The organism is Streptomyces sp. NPDC001443 (assembly GCF_053597355.1).
The window spans coordinates 21,485-37,137 of sequence record NZ_JBSFIA010000019.1 but is presented as its reverse complement, the minus strand read 5'-3'; the positions used below and the strand labels follow the sequence as shown (position 1 = coordinate 37,137).

The 15,653-nt window shown below is 72.4% G+C and carries 14 protein-coding genes and 1 tRNA gene; 7 read left to right on the top strand and 8 right to left on the bottom strand.

The window, feature by feature from the left end; all coding sequences use genetic code 11:
* Positions 1-61: 61 nt before the first annotated feature.
* Complete coding sequence (locus ACWC24_RS20645) at positions 62-811, top strand: molybdopterin-dependent oxidoreductase (RefSeq protein ID WP_450664282.1); 750 nt, start codon at positions 62-64, stop codon at positions 809-811.
* Positions 795-1,418 (top strand): cytochrome b/b6 domain-containing protein, encoded by a 624-nt coding sequence (locus tag ACWC24_RS20640; protein ID WP_450664281.1) that lies wholly within the window; start codon positions 795-797, stop codon positions 1,416-1,418. Before ACWC24_RS20645 ends, ACWC24_RS20640 begins: the two co-directional genes overlap by 17 nt.
* Positions 1,419-1,620: 202 nt before the next feature.
* On the opposite strand, the gene ACWC24_RS20635 is transcribed toward ACWC24_RS20640, so the two are convergent.
* Both ACWC24_RS20635 and ACWC24_RS20630 read right to left on the bottom strand, forming a co-directional pair.
* Positions 1,621-3,018 (bottom strand): GntT/GntP/DsdX family permease, encoded by a 1,398-nt coding sequence (locus tag ACWC24_RS20635; protein WP_450664280.1) that lies wholly within the window; start codon positions 3,016-3,018, stop codon positions 1,621-1,623.
* A 42-nt stretch (positions 3,019-3,060) separates the two neighbouring features.
* Entirely contained in the window at positions 3,061-3,591 is a 531-nt protein-coding gene (locus ACWC24_RS20630; protein WP_450664279.1) for a gluconokinase, read from the bottom strand.
* Positions 3,592-3,721: 130 nt separating this feature from the next.
* Here ACWC24_RS20630 and ACWC24_RS20625 point away from each other — a divergent pair, with 130 nt between their 5' ends.
* The gene (locus tag ACWC24_RS20625; protein WP_450664278.1) at positions 3,722-4,423 is read left to right on the top strand and encodes a FadR/GntR family transcriptional regulator; all 702 of its coding nucleotides are present in this window, start codon (positions 3,722-3,724) and stop codon (positions 4,421-4,423) included.
* Positions 4,424-4,486: 63 nt separating this feature from the next.
* On the opposite strand, the gene ACWC24_RS20620 is transcribed toward ACWC24_RS20625, so the two are convergent.
* From ACWC24_RS20620 to ACWC24_RS20600, 5 genes are all read right to left on the bottom strand, one after another.
* Positions 4,487-4,909 carry a YchJ family protein gene (locus ACWC24_RS20620; protein ID WP_450664277.1) on the bottom strand — a complete coding sequence of 141 codons (423 nt, stop codon included), beginning with the start codon at positions 4,907-4,909 and terminating at the stop codon, positions 4,487-4,489.
* Positions 4,910-4,987: 78 nt separating this feature from the next.
* Positions 4,988-6,349 (bottom strand): M1 family metallopeptidase, encoded by a 1,362-nt coding sequence (locus tag ACWC24_RS20615; protein ID WP_450664276.1) that lies wholly within the window; start codon positions 6,347-6,349, stop codon positions 4,988-4,990.
* A gap of 76 nt (positions 6,350-6,425) precedes the next feature.
* Positions 6,426-10,292, bottom strand: coding sequence for a Pls/PosA family non-ribosomal peptide synthetase (locus ACWC24_RS20610; protein WP_450664275.1), 3,867 nt, complete (start codon positions 10,290-10,292; stop codon positions 6,426-6,428).
* Between the two features lie 296 nt (positions 10,293-10,588).
* Complete coding sequence (locus ACWC24_RS20605; RefSeq protein ID WP_450664274.1) at positions 10,589-11,017, bottom strand: DUF3291 domain-containing protein; 429 nt, start codon at positions 11,015-11,017, stop codon at positions 10,589-10,591.
* 230 nt (positions 11,018-11,247) lie between these two features.
* Positions 11,248-11,335 (bottom strand) — tRNA-Leu (locus ACWC24_RS20600).
* Positions 11,336-11,535: 200 nt separating this feature from the next.
* Here ACWC24_RS20600 and ACWC24_RS20595 point away from each other — a divergent pair.
* From ACWC24_RS20595 to ACWC24_RS20585, 3 genes are all read left to right on the top strand, one after another.
* Complete coding sequence (locus ACWC24_RS20595) at positions 11,536-12,861, top strand: M20/M25/M40 family metallo-hydrolase (protein WP_162469206.1); 1,326 nt, start codon at positions 11,536-11,538, stop codon at positions 12,859-12,861.
* A gap of 155 nt (positions 12,862-13,016) precedes the next feature.
* Positions 13,017-13,250: a chaplin ChpH gene (chpH, locus tag ACWC24_RS20590; RefSeq protein ID WP_450664273.1), complete on the top strand. Its 234-nt coding sequence runs from the start codon at positions 13,017-13,019 to the stop codon at positions 13,248-13,250.
* A 111-nt stretch (positions 13,251-13,361) separates the two neighbouring features.
* A complete protein-coding gene (locus ACWC24_RS20585; protein WP_450664272.1) occupies positions 13,362-14,429 on the top strand; it encodes a chaplin family protein in 1,068 nt (355 codons plus the stop codon).
* A gap of 93 nt (positions 14,430-14,522) precedes the next feature.
* Here ACWC24_RS20585 and ACWC24_RS20580 read toward each other — a convergent pair whose 3' ends face one another.
* Positions 14,523-14,711 (bottom strand): DUF5703 family protein, encoded by a 189-nt coding sequence (locus tag ACWC24_RS20580; protein ID WP_152892666.1) that lies wholly within the window; start codon positions 14,709-14,711, stop codon positions 14,523-14,525.
* A gap of 47 nt (positions 14,712-14,758) precedes the next feature.
* On the opposite strand from ACWC24_RS20580, the gene ACWC24_RS20575 reads away from it, so the two are divergent.
* Positions 14,759-15,550: a hypothetical protein gene (locus ACWC24_RS20575; protein WP_450664271.1), complete on the top strand. Its 792-nt coding sequence runs from the start codon at positions 14,759-14,761 to the stop codon at positions 15,548-15,550.
* The last annotated feature ends 103 nt before the right edge of the window (positions 15,551-15,653 follow it).

The window sequence follows — 15,653 nt, the reverse complement described above, 5'->3', positions numbered from 1 at the left end:
AAATCTGACGGGGGCCGCGGATTCCTGGCCCCGCCGGGGTCGCGGGTGTTCGAATGAAGGGGTGACTTCCGAACCACCCGAAGAACCCGAACAACCCGGCGGACCCGAACGCGGCGCACCGGTGGGCCGCCGGGTCTTCCTCGGCACCCTGGGCCTGGGCGCCCTCGGCGTGCTCGCGGCGCCGACCCTGCAACGCGGCCTGGAGGCCTTCCTCGGCAGCGCGGCCGACAAGGACCCCACGGGCCTGACCGGCCTGCTCCCCAACGGCGGCGGATTCCGCTACTACTCCGTCGCCGCGTCCGTCCCGCACAGGAGCGCCACCGACTACCGCCTCACCGTCGACGGCCTGGTCGACCACCCGGCCAGCTACACCCTCGCCGACCTGCGCGCCCTTCCTCAGACCCGGCTGGTCAAGGACGTCCAGTGCGTCACCGGCTGGCGGGTGCCGGGGACGCCCTTCGAGGGCGTACGGCTGTCCCGTCTGCTGGACGCGGCCGGGGTGCGCGCGAAGGCCGGGGCCGTGCGCTTCAGCTGCTTCGACGGCACGTACACCGAGAGCCTCACCCTCGACCAGGCCCGCCGCGCCGACGTCCTGGTGGCGCTGCGCATGCAGGACAAGGACCTGGAGCACGCGCACGGCGGCCCGGTGCGCCTCTATGTCGCGCCGATGTACTTCTACAAGTCGGCCAAGTGGCTCTCCGGCATCACCGTCACCGAGGACGTCCGTCCCGGCTACTGGGAGGACCGCGGCTACGACGTCGACGCCTGGGTGGGCCGTTCGAACGGACGCGACGATGCCCCTACGAGCTGACCCGGCCGTCGCCGCCGACCGCCGGCACCGCTTCACCCGCGCCGAACGGTGGACGCACCGCGCCACCGCCGTGCTGATGGGCGTCTGCGTGGTGACGGCGTCCTTCCTGTACGTCCCCGAGTTCGCCGAGCTGGTCGGCCGCCGCGAGCTGGTGGTACGGGTCCACGAGTGGGCCGGGCTCGCCCTGCCGGTGCCCGTCCTGGCCGCGCTGGCCTCCCGGGCCTTCCGGGCGGACCTGGGCCGGCTGAACCGGTTCGGACCGCACGACCGGGTCTGGCTGCGCGCGGCGCTGGTCCGGGACCGGCGCCGCGCGTCCCGTCCGGCGGACAAGTTCAACGCCGGCCAGAAGATCTTCGCGGCCTGGATCGCCGGGGCGGCGCTGGTGATGCTGGGCACGGGCCTGCTGATGTGGTTCACCCACCTCGCGCCGTTGGTCTGGCGGACCGGCGCGACCTTCGTGCACGACTGGCTCGCCCTCACCGTCGGTGTCGTGCTGGCCGGCCACATCGGTATGGCCCTGGGCGATCCGGAGGCCCGCCGGGGCATGCGCACGGGCTCGGTGAGCCCGGAGTGGGCGGAGCGGGAACATCCGCTGTGGCGGCCCTGACGCCGGGCACGCCGGGGATGCTGGGCCCGTCGGGCACGCCGGGGATACTGGGCCCGCCGGGGATGCGAGGCACGGGGTGCGGGCGGGCCCGCCGGGTACGGCACATGCGGCGGCCCGCCCGCTCCCCGGCCGGCGCTGACGCCGGTGCCGGGGAGCGGGCGGGCCGTGACCGCCGTACCGCGAGGTCCTCAGGACATGCGTCCTAGATCACCAGGGACAGCAGCAGCACCAGGCCGCCGCCGACCACGGAGATGATCGTCTCCATGACGGACCACGTCTTGACCGTCTGGCCGACGCTCAGTCCGAAGTACTCCTTCACCAGCCAGAAGCCGGCGTCGTTCACATGGCTGAAGAAGAGCGAGCCCGCGCCGACGGCGAGGACCAGCAGCGCCGTGTGGGTGGTGGACATGTCGGCCGCCAGCGGGGCGACCAGTCCGGCCGCGGAGATGGTCGCGACGGTCGCCGAACCGGTGGCCAGCCGGATCGCCACCGCGATCAGCCAGGCCAGCAGCAGCGCCGGGATCGACCAGTCCTTGGAGATGTCCAGGATCATCTGGCCCACCCCGCAGTCGATCAGGGTCTGCTTGAAGCCGCCGCCCGCGCCGACGATCAGCAGGATGCCCGCGATCGGCGCGAGGGACTTCTCGACGGTCGTCGACAGCCGGTCCTTGGTGAAGCCCGCGGCCCGGCCCAGCGTGAACATGCCCACGATGACGGCCGCGAGCAGCGCGATCAGCGGCGAGCCGATGACGTCGAAGACGCGCTGCACCTGGTGCGTGGGGTCGTCCACGACGATGTCGACCAGTGCCTTGGACAGCATCAGGACGACCGGCAGCAGCACGGTGGCCAGCGTGGCACCGAAGCTCGGGCGCCGCTCCAGCTCCTCCGAGGCGCGCGGCGGGAGCATCCGCTCCGGGGCCGGGACGTCCACCCAGCGCGCGGCGACCTTGGAGAACAGCGGACCGGCGATGATCACCGTCGGGATCGCGACGACCAGGCCCAGGGCCAGGGTGACGCCCAGGTTGGCCTTGACCGCGTCGATGGCGACCAGCGGGCCGGGGTGCGGCGGGATGAGTCCGTGCATCACCGACAGGCCGGCGAGCGCGGGGATGCCGATCCGCATCACGGAGTAGTTGCCGCGCTTGGCGACCATCAGCACCACCGGGATCAGCAGCACGATGCCGACCTCGAAGAACAGCGGCAGACCGATCACCGAGGCGATCAGCACCATCGCCCACGGCATGGCCCGTCCGCCCGCCTTGGCGAGGATCGTGTCGACGATCTGGTCGGCGCCGCCGGAGTCGGCCAGCAGCCTGCCCAGGATCGCCCCGAGCGCGATCAGGACACCCACGCCGGCGACGGTCGAGCCGAGTCCGGTGGTGAAGCTGGATATGGCCTTGTCGAGCGGCGCTCCTGCGAACGCCCCCAGCGCGAGCGACCCGATGGTCAGCGCCAGGAAGGCGTGGAGCTTGAACTTGGTGATGAGCAGGACGATGACGGCGATACCCGCCAGCACGGCGAGGCCCAGCCGGGCGTGGCCGGCCGAGGTGATCGGCCCGACGACGTCCGCTGCCAGCATCTCGACGCTGAGTCTGGTCACGGTTGTTCCTTGTGAAGGGTGGGGACGGGGAAGGAAGAGGGGTTACGCGAGGGGCGACGGCGAGGTCCGCCCGAGGGCGTCCAGCGCGGCCGTGGCGCGCGCGGCGATGTCCTCGGGGCCACCGACGACGTCCACGGTGACTCCCGCCTCGTCCGCCTGGAGCGGCTGGAGCGTGGCGAACTGGGAGTCCAGCAGTGCCGTCGGCATGAAGTGACCCTGCCGGTGCGACATCCGGTCCTCGATGAGGGCGCGGTCGCCCGCGAGGTGCACGAAGACGAGGCCGGGCGCCGAGGCCCGCAGCCGGTCGCGGTAGGACCGCTTCAGAGCCGAGCAGCTGACCACCCCGCCGAGACCGGCCCGGCCGTGGGCCCAGCCGCCGATGGCGTCGAGCCAGGGCCACCGGTCCTCGTCGGTGAGGGGGGTGCCGGCCGACATCTTGGCGATGTTGGCCTGCGGGTGGAAGTCGTCGCCCTCGGCGTACGGAACGCCGAGCCGGGCCGCTAGCAGGGGGCCGATGGTGGTCTTGCCGGTACCGGCCACCCCCATGACCACGACGACCTGCGGGGTACTCATGACTGCCTCACTGTCTTCGTCGACACCTGGTGTCGACCACACTGAAACCGATTAGGTACGACAAATTCAAGAGTCTGTGACTTATAAGTCTGACTTTTTAGCTCTGTGATCCACCCCGTACGCTGAGTGCATGACCACTTCGGACCGGGGGCTGCACGGCCGCGTACTGGAAACCCTCGGCCCCGCGATCACCGCGGGCGAGTACCCGTCGGGCAGTGTTCTGCGCACCGACGAGCTCGCGCAGCGCTTCGAGGTGTCACGGTCGGTGATGCGCGAGGCGGTCCGGGTGCTGGAGTCCATGCACCTGGTCGAGTCCCGTCGCCGGGTGGGCGTGACCGTGCTGCCCATGGCCGCCTGGAACGTCTACGACCCGCAGGTCATCCGCTGGCGTCTGGCGGGCGCCGACCGGCCGCGCCAGCTGCGTTCGCTGACCGTGCTGCGCTCGGCGGTCGAGCCGATCGCCGCGGGCCTGGCGGCGAGGAACGCCACGGCCGAGCAGTGCGCCGAGCTCACCGAGTGCGCGCTGGGAATGGTGGCCAACTCGCGCGGCCACCGGCTCGAGGGCTACCTCGTCCATGACATCGCCTTCCACCGGGTGATCCTGACCGCGTCCGGCAACGAGATGTTCGCCCGGCTCGGGGACGTCGTCGCCGAGGTCCTGGCCGGCCGCACCCATCACGAGGTGATGTTCGAGGACCCCGACCCGGCCGCCGTCACGCTGCACGTCCAGGTCGCCGAGGCCGTCCGTGAGGGCGACGCGACCCGCGCGCAGGAACTGACCCGGCAGATCGCGGAGGGCGCCCTCCAGGAACTGGACATCCTGGCGCCCTGAGCCCACCCGAACGGCCCCTGCCGGACCGGGCGTTCAGTCGACGGCCCCTGCCGGACCGGGTGTTCAGTCCAGGAAGTCCCCGTCCACATAGACCCACGCCCCGTCGACCCGCTCGAACCGGCTGCGCTCGTGCAGCGAGCCGCCCCGGTAGGAGGCCCGGAAGGTCACGGTCCCGGTGGCGTGGAAGCCCGTACCGCCGCCGGTCTCCAGGATCTCCAGCCCGCTCCACCGCATCCCCGGGTCGAGCTCGACCTGCTCCGGCCGCGTCCGCGGGTGCCAGGTCCGCAACAGATAGGGCGCGTCGAGCCGCACGAAGGCGCAGTAGCGCGAGCGCATCAGCGCCTCGGCCGTGGGGGCCGCGGCCTCACCCCGGTGGAACCGGCCGCAGCACTCCTCGTACGGCTTCGCCGTGCCGCAGGGACAGGAGGGCCGGGAGGCCGGGCCGGCGGCGCTCGGCCGCCGCGGGTGCGAGGTGCGTCGGGACATGACGTCCATTCTGCTGCACCCCGCACCGGCCTGCCCCGACCCGCCCCGCCGGGCCCCGTGGACCGCGTCGGCACCCGCCTACGGATTGGGCGGCGCCAGCGGCATCGGAGGCATGGACTGCGTGGGCAACGGCGGCAACTGCGTCCCGTACACCCAGGCGTCCAGGATCTCGTCCAGCGGCTCCGACGCGAAGCGTGCCGCGTGCGCGGCGAACGTCGCCGTCGTCACCGCCCCGCCCCGGTGCAACAGGGTCCAGCCGCGCAGCATCCGGAAGAACGCGTCGTCGCCCAGCGCACACCGCACCGCGTGCACGGCGAGCCCGCCGCGTTCGTAGAGACGGTCGTCGAACATCGACTTGCGCCCCGGATCGGCCAACCGCAGGTCCTGCGGCAGCGACGACACCAACCGGTGCGCAGCGGCCGCGAGTTGCTGCGCGCTGCGACCGCCCGAGCGCTCCGACCACAGCCACTCGGCGTACTTCGCGAAGCCCTCGTTCAGCCAGATGTGCCGCCAGTCGGCGATGGACACGCTGTTGCCGAACCACTGGTGCGCCAGCTCGTGCGCCACCAGCCGCTCCGAACCCCGCGCCCCGTCCACGTGGTTGGCCCCGAACAGCGACAACCCCTGCGCCTCGACCGGCACATCGAGTTCCTCCTCCGTCACGACGACCGCGTACTCGTCGAACGGGTACGGCCCGAACAGCCGCTGGAACATCTCCATCATCATCGGCTGGCGCGCGAAGTCCCGGGAGAAGGCGGGCAGCAGATGCGCCGGGATGTGCCCGTGCTGCGGCACACCGCCGAGCCCCGGGTCGCCCAGCAGCACCGTCTGGTACTTGCCGATCGCCAGCCCGACCAGATAGCTGGAGGTCGGCGCGGACTGCTCGTAGACCCAGGTGGTCGTCGAGGCCTTCGTGGTGCGGGTGAGCAGCCGCCCGCCCGCGACCACGGCGTACGAGGACGGTGTGGTCACGGAGATCTGGTACGACGCCTTGTCGGCGGGACGGTCGTTGCACGGGTACCAGGACGGCGCCCCGACCGGCTGGCTGGCCACCAGCGCCCCGTCCGTCAGCTCCTCCCAGCCGAGCCCGCCCCACGGGCTGGCCACCGGCTTGGGATTGCCGGACCACTGCACCTCCACCGTGAAGGCGGCGCCCGGCCGGACCGGCTTGGCGGGACGGATGCGCAGCCGGTCGCCCCGGTGGGTGTAGTGCGGCTGCCGCCCGTCCACCCGCACCCGGCCGATCCTGAAGTCGGCCAGGTTGAGCTGGAACTCCGGCAGCGCCGCCCGCCCGGCTATGGCGTTGATCCGGGCCGTGCCCGTCAGCCGGTTCGGCCCGGGACGGTAGTCCAGGGCGAGCTCGTAGCGGTGCACCCGGTAGCGGGGGTCGCCGTTGGCCGGGAAGTACGGGTCCGGGCCCACTGACTGCTGTACTGCCACTGCCGTGTCCGCTCCCTGCGCTGTGCTGTCCGCCGTGCCGGTGCTGCCCCGCCCACCGGGTCCGAACGGCCGGCGCTCAGGTACGCCAGGCCTCGATCGGGTTGCCCAGCCAGCGGGTGTCGTCCGGGACGGACTCCGCGGCCATGACGAGCGACGCGGGACCCAGGGTGGTGCGGGCCCCGATCGTGCTGCCGGGCAGCACGATCCCGCCAGGACCCAGGGTGGCGCCCTGGCGGAGGACCACCGTACCCGTCCGCAAGATCCGATCGTGAAAAAGGTGGGTCTGGAGCACACAGCCGCGGTTCACGGTGGCCGCGTCCTCCAAGGTCACCAGGTCGGTCTCGGGCAGCCAGTAGCTCTCCACCCAGACCCCGCGGCCGATGCGCGCGCCAAGACCGCGCAGCCACGCCGTCGTCACCGGCGTGCCCGGAACGGCGCCTACCAGCCAGGGCACGGCCACGACCTCGACGAACGTGTCCGCCAGCTCGTTGCGCCAGACGAACCCGCTCCACAGCGGATGCTCCCCGCTGCGGTGCCGGCCCACCAGCAGCCACTTGGCGGCCAGCGACACCACCGCCGCGACCGCCCCCGTGGCCAGCAGCACCAGCCCCGACAACGGCGCGGCCCAGGGGCCCAGCGCGCACAGCGCCGCCACCGTGCCCACGGCCAGCGCCGCGGAACAGAACACCGGCACCAGCCGGCACAGCTCCACCAGACCGCGCGCCCACAGCAGCCGGGCCGGCGGGTCGTACGTGCGGTCCTGGTCGAAGTCGGCCGCCGAACGCGGCAGTTTCACCGGCGGCAGCCCCAGGTACGAGCTGCCCTTCTTGGCCTTCTTCGGGGTCGCCGACAGCACACCGACCAGACCGCCGTCCGGCACCGACCGGCCCGGCGCGGTCATCCCCGAGTTGCCGAGGAAGGCCCGCCGCCCGATCTCCGCGCGTCCGATCCGCACCCAGCCGCCGCCCAGTTCGTACGGCGCCGTCAGCGTGTCGTCGGCGAGGAACGCGCCCTCCCCGACCGTGGTCAGACTGGGCAGCGCCAGCACCGTGGACACCTCGGCACCCCGGCCGACGCGCATCCCCAGCAGCCGCAGCCACACCGGCGTGGCCAGCCCGGCGTACAGCGGGAAGAGCGTCTCGCGGGAGCGGTCCATCAGCTGGGTGACGGTCCAGGCCTGCCAGCCGACCCTGCTGTGCGTCGGATGCGTGCCCTCGCGCAGCCCCAGGCTCAGCAGCCGTACGGCGACCAGGAGCAGCAGCGCGTACGCCAGACCGTAGGCCAGCGTCGCCGGGACCAGCGCGAGCGCGGCGCCCCGCAGGGCCGCGCCGAGCCCCGTGCCCGGCTCGACGAACCGCCGCACGACCAGCAGCGCGGCGCCCGCCGACACCACCGGCAGCAGGGTGAGCCCGGCGCCCGACACCCCGTACATCGTCCGCCAGAAACGCCCCCGCGGCGGACGGTCCTTGGGCCAGTTGCGCTTGGCCTTGCCGAGCTTGACCGCGGGCGCACCCGCCCAGCGCTGCCCGGTCGGGACCTGCCCGGTGACGGCGGAACCGGGGGCGACCTCGGCCCGCTTGCCCACCCGGGCCCCGGGGAACAGGATGCTGCGCGTGCCGACCACGGCGTGCGCGCCCACCTTCACGGGACCGATCTCCAGCCGGTCGCCGTCCAGCCAGTACCCCGACAGGTCGACCTCGGACTCCACGGCCGCGCCCCGGCCCAGCTTGAGCAGGCCGGTCACCGGCGGCAGCGAGTGCAGGTCGACGTCCGGGCCGATCCTGGCGCCCAGCGCCCGGGCGTAGCGCTCCAGCCAGGACCCGGTCAGCGAGGTCGCCCCGGTGTACTCGGCCAGCCGCTCGGCGGTCCACAACCGCAGATGGACGCTGCCGCCACGCGGATGACGGCCGGGCTTCACCCCCCGCAGCAGCAGCCGCGCCCCGCCCGCGGCGAGCGCGAGACGGCCCGGCGGACTGAAGAACAGCACGGCGCCGGCCACCACCAGCCACCACGGCGCGGTCGGCAGCCAGGCGTAGCCGCTCAGCACGTTGCCGAACGCGGCCAGCACCACCGTCCAGCGCAGCCCGAGCAGGGTGAACAGCGGAACCAGCAGGAGCAGCTGGACCAGCCGGGCGCGCACCGGCACCGGCGCGACCGTACGGCTCTCGCCGGTCCGCTGCGCGGAGGCCTCCAGCCGCTGCGCCAGCTTGCGCAGGGTCGGCCGCTGGTAGATGTCGAGGACCGCGGCCTCCGGACAGCGCTCGCGCAGCCGGGTGGTGAGCTGGGCGGCGGCGAGGCTGCTGCCGCCGATCGCGAAGAAGTCGTCGCCGGGCCCGGTCACCGGGATGCCGAGCACGGCCGTCCACTGCTCGGCGAGCCAGGCCTCGGTGCCGTGCAGCCGCTCGGCCGCGCCGCCGGTCTCCAGACCCTCCAGGGGCCAGGGCAGCGCGTTGCGGTCCACCTTGCCCGAGGTACGCGTCGGCAGGTCGGCGACCGGGGCGAGCAGGGGCACCAGAGCGGCCGGCAACTCGGCGCGCAGCCGCTCCACGGCCGCCGCCTGGTCCCAGCCGTCCTGGGTGACTACATAGCCGACCAGCAGCTGGTTGCCGCTGCGGGCGGTGCGCACGGCGGCGGCCGCGCCCGCGACGCCGGGCAGGGCCTGGAGGGCCGCGTCGACCTCGCCGAGCTCGATCCGGCGCCCGCCGAGCTTGATCTGCTCGTCGGCCCGCCCCAGGAACACCAGTCCCTGCGGGTCGGCGCGCACCAGGTCGCCGCTGCGGTACGCCCGCTCCCAGCCCAGCGACGGCAGCGGCGCGTACTTCTCCGCGTCCTTGTCGGCGTCGAGGTAACGGGCGAGTCCGATCCCGCCGATCACCAGCTGCCCGCTGCCGCCCATCGGCACCGGCTCACCGGCCTCGTCGACGACCGCCAGCTCCCAGCCGCGCAGCGGCAGCCCGATCCGCACCGGCTCCTCGACGGAACCGGACATCAGGGCCGCGCAGGCCACCACGGTCGCCTCGGTCGGCCCGTAGGTGTTCCAGACCTCGCGGCCCTCCGTCACCAGCCGCTGCACCAGCTCGGGGGGGCAGGCCTCCCCGCCGAAGATCAGCAGCCGTACGTCGTTGAGGGTCTCCGGCTCCCACAGCGCGGCCAGCGTCGGCACCGTGGAGACGACCGTGATCTCCTGCTCGACCAGCCAGGGGCCGAGATCGGCGCCGCTGCGGACCTGGGAGCGGGGGACCGGCACCAGACAGGCGCCGTACCGCCAGGCCAGCCACATCTCCTCGCAGGACGCGTCGAACGCGACCGACAGCCCCGCCATGACCCGGTCACCGGGCCCGATCGGCTCGTCGGTGAGGAAGAGCGCGGCCTCCGCGTCCACGAAGGCCGCGGCGCTGCGGTGGCTGACGGCGACGCCCTTGGGCTTGCCGGTGGAGCCGGAGGTGAAGATGATCCACGCGTCGTGCCCGGTACCGGGACGGGCCGCCGGGGTGCGGGCACCGCGGTCCAGGGCGAGCTCGTGCCCGGCGCCGACGACCGCACGCACCCGCGCCTCGCCGAAGACCAGCTCGGCCCGCTCGTCCGGGTCCTCGAAGTCCACCGGGACATAGGCGGCGCCGGCCGCGAGGACGGCGAGGATCGCGACATACAGGTCGTTGGTGCCGGAGGGCACGCGGACACCGACGCGGTCACCGAGGCCGACCCCGGCGTCGGCGAGCCGACGGCGCAGCCGCTCCACCTCCCCGGCGAGCGCCCGGTAGGTCAGGCGGGTCGTGCCGTCGTCCAGGGCGGGCTCGTCCGGGTGCGAGCGCACGCTGGCGTCGAAGATGTCGACGAGGGTGCGCGCGCCGGCGGCCGGGCCCCCGGAGAAGCGTGCCCCGTCAGGTACGCGGATCTCGTCGTCGAGCAGGCCGAGAGCACCGCTCTCGTTCATGGCTGCCATCGGTCCTCGCGTCTCGAATCCCGGAAGCATCCGGGGCGCCGACGGGCCCGCAGGTGTGCCTGGGGTTGTCCAGCTCGGCACCGTAACAAGCCGGAAATGGTAGTACGACGCTAGGTTCGCGGCCCTGCTCCAGCCACCGGGGAGGGCCGAACGGGGGGCGATCGAGGGGGTACGCAGAGTATGGGAACCCGGCCTGACCTGCGGATTTTCCGGGGCGGGGAGAGATGGCCCACACAACTGCCCGGCGAGCCCCGGCTGTCGGGGCGAGCGGCGCCCGAACTCGACCGAAACCGGGCTCATGTCCCCTGTGTCTCCTTGTTCACCTGCTCGTCCAGCCGCCGCTCCGCCTCGTCCCAGGTGACCGGGAGCCGGTCCCGCTCGGTGCTCCAGAGCACGAACACCGAACTCTTCATCCCCGGACGCAGTCGGCGCACGTTCTTCGCGTGCGGGTCGGTGCGGTCGAAGGTGTTCAGGGCCTCCTGGTCCCGCCATGCCGACAGCGTCCAGAAGGTCCGCTTCAGCGGCTCCGCCCGCAGCGAGGTGCCGATCAGCCCCGGAGAGCGCCTGACCTGCTGGAGGACGACGAGCGACAGCAGGAAGAACCTGGGCACGGACCACAGCGACCGCAGTTCCAGCCGGGAGGCCATGACCAGGGGCAGGCCCGGGGCGCCCTCGGGGGCCACCGCGTTCCGGTCGGCGCCGGACAGCCAGGGAATCGTGGGCATCGGGACTCTCCTCCGCTCGTCGGTGACGGCACGGACCACCGTCGCGGCGGGGAGGCCCGCCACCCCATAAGAGTCCACGCGGCCCGACTTCGGGACACCCCCGCAGGGGTGAATTCCGGACCGTGGAGTGGACGCGTGACCGCGTTGCCGCGCAGGGCCGTCGACGCGGTGGTGCCGGTGGGGCCGGAAACGACGAATCCCCCGGCCGCTGAGCGGCCGGGGGATTCGGCTGGTGTCCGAGGGGGGACTTGAACCCCCACGCCCGATAAAGGGCACTAGCACCTCAAGCTAGCGCGTCTGCCATTCCGCCACCCGGACAAGGTGTCTGTCGTGCGGGGTCTTCCCCGCGGCGACGTCGTAAACATTACCAGGCTTTCGGGGGTGGCCGATCACAGGTGGTCCGGCGGCAGCGCTCCCGGCGTGAACGGCGTGTGACGGACCGGGACCGGCCTTGGGTCCCGGTCCCGGGAGAGGGAGGATGAGGGCAACCACCAGCAGTGTCAGCGGGAGGAAGCAGCGTGAGCCAGACGGACACGGCCAAGGGTGTCACCGGCGAGGACGAGGTCGTCGACCTCTGCCGCGAGCTGATCCGGATCGACACCAGCAACTACGGCGACCACTCGGGCCCGGGTGAGCGCAAGGCGGCCGAGTACGTCGCCGAGAAGCTCGCGGAGGTCGGCCTCGAACCGCGGATCTTCGAGTCGCACCCGGGACGCGCCTCCACCGTGGCCCGCATCGAGGGCGAGGACCCCACGCGGCCCGCACTGCTCATCCACGGCCACACCGACGTCGTACCGGCCAACGCGGCCGACTGGACCCACCACCCCTTCTCCGGCGAGGTCGCGGACGGGTGCGTCTGGGGCCGCGGGGCCGTCGACATGAAGGACATGGACGCGATGACCCTCGCGGTCGTGCGGGACCGGCTGCGCAGCGGGCGCCGACCGCCCCGCGACATCGTCCTGGCCTTCCTCGCCGACGAGGAGGCGGGCGGCACGTACGGTGCCAAGTACCTCGTCGACCGCCACCCCGACCTGTTCGACGGTGTCACCGAGGCGATCAGTGAGGTGGGCGGGTTCTCCTTCACCGTCAGCGAGCAGCGGCGCCTCTACCTCATCCAGACGGCCGAGAAGGGCATGCACTGGATGAAGCTGACCGTGGCCGGCACGGCCGGGCACGGCTCGATGATCCACCGGGACAACGCGATCACCGAGCTGTCCGAGGCCGTCGCCCGGCTCGGCCGGCACAAGTTCCCGGTGCGGGTCACCAAGACCACCCGGGCCTTCCTCGACGAGCTCGGGGACGCGCTCGGCACCGAGCTCGACCCCGAGGACATGGAGGGCACCCTCGCCCGGCTCGGCGGCATCGCCAAGCTCATCGGCGCGACCCTGAGCAACACCGCCAACCCCACCCAGCTGAACGCCGGCTACAAGGTCAACGTGATCCCGGGCGAGGCGACCGCGCACGTCGACGGGCGCTTCCTGCCCGGCTTCGAGGAGGAGTTCCTCGCCGACCTCGACCGGATCCTCGGGCCGAACGTCCGGCGCACGGACGTGCACTCCGACAAGGCGGTCGAGACCACCTTCGACGGGGCGCTCGTGGACGCCATGCAGTCCGCGCTGCTGGCCGAGGACCCGGCCGCCAAGGCGATCCCGTACATGCTCTCCGGGGGCACGGACGCCAAGTCCTTCGACGACCTGGGCATCCGGGGCTTCGGCTTCGCGCCGCTGAAGCTGCCGCCGGAGCTGGACTTCGCCGGCATGTTCCACGGCGTCGACGAGCGGGTCCCCGTGGACGGTCTGAAGTTCGGCGTGCGCGTGCTCGACCGTTTCATCGACGCGTCCTGAATACGCCGCCGGGACCGCGCGGCGGAATTCGCCAACGCGTGCGGTGAGCGCTGAGAAGAGTGAATGGTCTCATTAGCTCGTAGCCTCGCCGGAGTCGCCTCGTTACTGGTGATGCGATCCGTGGTTTTGGATCGCATTGCCAACAAGGAGGAATAATGATCAAGAAGGTCGTCGCTGCTGCGGCTGCCACCGGTGGGCTGCTTCTCGCGGGCGCGGGCCTGGCCGTGGCCGACTCCGGCGCCCAGGGTGCGGCTGCGCAGTCCCCGGGCGTCCTGTCCGGCAACGTCGTCGAGGTGCCCGTGCACGTCCCGGTGAACGTCTGCGGTGACACGATCGACGTGATCGGTCTGCTGAACCCCGCCTTCGGCAACACCTGCGTCAACGACTGACGTCGCCTTTCTGAGGGTCGTCCATGCCGTCGGTCCCGGAGCACGCGCCATGCGCTCCGGGGCCGCTCGGCCTTTCCAGGCAACGTCAAAGGGCAAAGGCAGGGATTCAGCATGCGAGAGGTCACGCGGAAAGGCCTCATGACCGTGATGGCGGCGACGGGAGCCATCGCGGCCGCCAGCGGTTATGCCCACGCCGACTCGGGAGCGAGCGGCGCGAGCACGAATTCTCCGGGCGTCCTGTCCGGTAATACGTTCCAGGCACCGGTGAACATTCCGGTGAACGTATGCGGGAACACGATCGACGTGATCGGGCTCCTCAATCCGGCCATGGGCAACAAATGCGCCAACGAGGGCGGGGGCGCCTTCCGCTCCGGTGGGCATGACCACGGCGGCTTCGGCGGCCACGACGACGACGGCCGCGGCGGCTACGGCGGCCACGACGACTCGGATGGTCACGGCGGCTACGGCGACTCGGGTGGTCATGGCGGCTACGGTGGGCACGACAGCGGCTACGGCGACTCGGGTGGTCACGGCGGCTACGGTGGGCACGACAGCGGCTACGGCGACTCGGGTGGTCACGGCGGTTACGGTGGGCACGACAGCAGCTACGGTGGTCACGACAGCGGCTACGGCGACTCGGGTGGTCACGGCGGTTACGGTGGGCACGACAGTGGCTACGGCGGTCACGGCGGTGGCTACGGCGATCGTGACGGCCACCGCGGCCACGGGGGCGCGTACGCCGGCGGTCACACCGGCGGTTCGCCCGGTGTGGGCTCCGGGAACGACGTCCAGGTGCCGATCGACGTGCCGGTGAACGCCTGCGGCAACAGCGCGGACGTCATCGGGCTGCTGAATCCCGTCTTCGGCAACGACTGCGCCGGCGGCTACGGCGAGGACGACACCACGCCCCCGCGCGACACGGGCCGTACGACGCCGCCCCGGACGCCGGAGCGGCCGGGCAACCCGGCGCACCCGACCACCCCGACGAGCACGGGCCGGACCCCCGGGTCCGACACCCACGTCAACGAGCAGGGCACCCGGACGGTGACCCCGGCCGCTTCCACGGCACAGCTCGCGCACACCGGCTCCGAGCTGCCGATGGGCCTCGTCCTGCCGGTCGGCGCGGGCGCGCTGCTGGCCGGCGCCGTCCTCTACCGCAAGGCACGTGCCTGGGCGTGACGACCCAGGGCACAAGCCCGGCGGCCGACGGCCGACCCAACGGAGCGGGCCCCGCCTCAGGCGGGGCCCGCTCCGATTTTCCGTCGCCTCAGCTCACCAGGTGGCGCGCACCTGGCGGATGATCCGTCGGCGCAACCGCACCCTGCGGCTGCCGTCGCGCAACAGACTCAGGCGGTCCAACTCCCAGTTTCCGTACTCGGCATGGTCCGTCAGCAGACGCGTGGCGTCCTTGCGGGAGACCCCGCGAGGTACGTACACGTCGACAAATTCGTATTCCGGCATCGCATCTATTGTGCGGGCTGGGGCCCGGTACGGATAGCGTCTGCACTATGTCTGATGCTGCGCAGCCCACCGCTGCCGAGGTACGAGCCGCCGCCGAGGCGGTCAAGACCGCGCTCGACCGCCACCTGGCCGCGGTCGAACGCAGGTCGGGAGAGGACGACCCGGCCGTCTACGAGGCGTTCAACGAGCTGGCCGCGGCCGCCGAGGTCTACGACGAACTGCTCTACGACCGCTACGACGAGGTCACGCCTTTCGAGATCCCCGGTGCGGACGACTCACTGCCGCCGTACACGGGCCCCGCGGAGCCGAACGCGATCAGCGTGCTGATCCGCCGCGACTACGCCGTGGCGGAGCCCCAGCGCCTGCTGGCGCAGGCCCAGCGGGTCGAGGCGGCGGAGTACGAGGACGGCGAGGGCACGGGGGAAGACGCCGCGGGCACCGTCCACGGGGCGCTCGGCATCCTGTTCGGCGAGTTCGAGCCGGACGAGATCGCCTCCCGGCACAAGGAGTTCGGGCTGGAGGAGGGCGACTCCACGCTCTGGGTGACGGCCGCGGACGATCAGGCCGACCCCGGAGAGTGGCTGGAAGCCCCGTTCGAGCAGGCGGACCCGGAGCGGGTGGTCTGCCGCTTCGACGTCAGCGCGGTCTTCGACGACGACATCGACATCGACATCGACGTCGAGGACGAGGCGGAGGACGAGGACGTGACCGACGACGATCCCGACGCGGATCTGCCCGAGGACGAGGACGAGGACGAGGACGTGGGCGAAGACGAAGACGAGAGCGAAGACGAAGACCAGGACGACGAGGACCTGGAGCGGCTGGAGGCCGACCGCTAGGACCGGTCGTCGCATCGCCGCCCGGCGCGGCCGAGCGGGCGCCTGTCGTCACGGCGGCGGTCGGGAGGCATCACCTCCCGACCGCCGCCGTCCGTCGTCTCCG

What these genes read in the sequence shown, in the direction of transcription:
- ACWC24_RS20605 (WP_450664274.1), bottom strand. Translation starts at nt 11,017, where the DNA reads ATGCCCACGATTCCCTGGCTGTCCGGCGCCGACCGGAACGCGGTGGCC.
- ACWC24_RS20580 (WP_152892666.1), bottom strand. Translation starts at nt 14,711, where the DNA reads ATGCCGGAATACGAATTTGTCGACGTGTACGTACCTCGCGGGGTCTCC.
- ACWC24_RS20625 (WP_450664278.1), top strand. Translation starts at nt 3,722, where the DNA reads ATGACCACTTCGGACCGGGGGCTGCACGGCCGCGTACTGGAAACCCTC.
- ACWC24_RS20585 (WP_450664272.1), top strand. Translation starts at nt 13,362, where the DNA reads ATGCGAGAGGTCACGCGGAAAGGCCTCATGACCGTGATGGCGGCGACG.
- ACWC24_RS20575 (WP_450664271.1), top strand. Translation starts at nt 14,759, where the DNA reads ATGTCTGATGCTGCGCAGCCCACCGCTGCCGAGGTACGAGCCGCCGCC.
- ACWC24_RS20620 (WP_450664277.1), bottom strand. Translation starts at nt 4,909, where the DNA reads ATGTCCCGACGCACCTCGCACCCGCGGCGGCCGAGCGCCGCCGGCCCG.
- ACWC24_RS20640 (WP_450664281.1), top strand. Translation starts at nt 795, where the DNA reads ATGCCCCTACGAGCTGACCCGGCCGTCGCCGCCGACCGCCGGCACCGC.
- ACWC24_RS20630 (WP_450664279.1), bottom strand. Translation starts at nt 3,591, where the DNA reads ATGAGTACCCCGCAGGTCGTCGTGGTCATGGGGGTGGCCGGTACCGGC.
- ACWC24_RS20610 (WP_450664275.1), bottom strand. Translation starts at nt 10,292, where the DNA reads ATGGCAGCCATGAACGAGAGCGGTGCTCTCGGCCTGCTCGACGACGAG.
- chpH (WP_450664273.1), top strand. Translation starts at nt 13,017, where the DNA reads ATGATCAAGAAGGTCGTCGCTGCTGCGGCTGCCACCGGTGGGCTGCTT.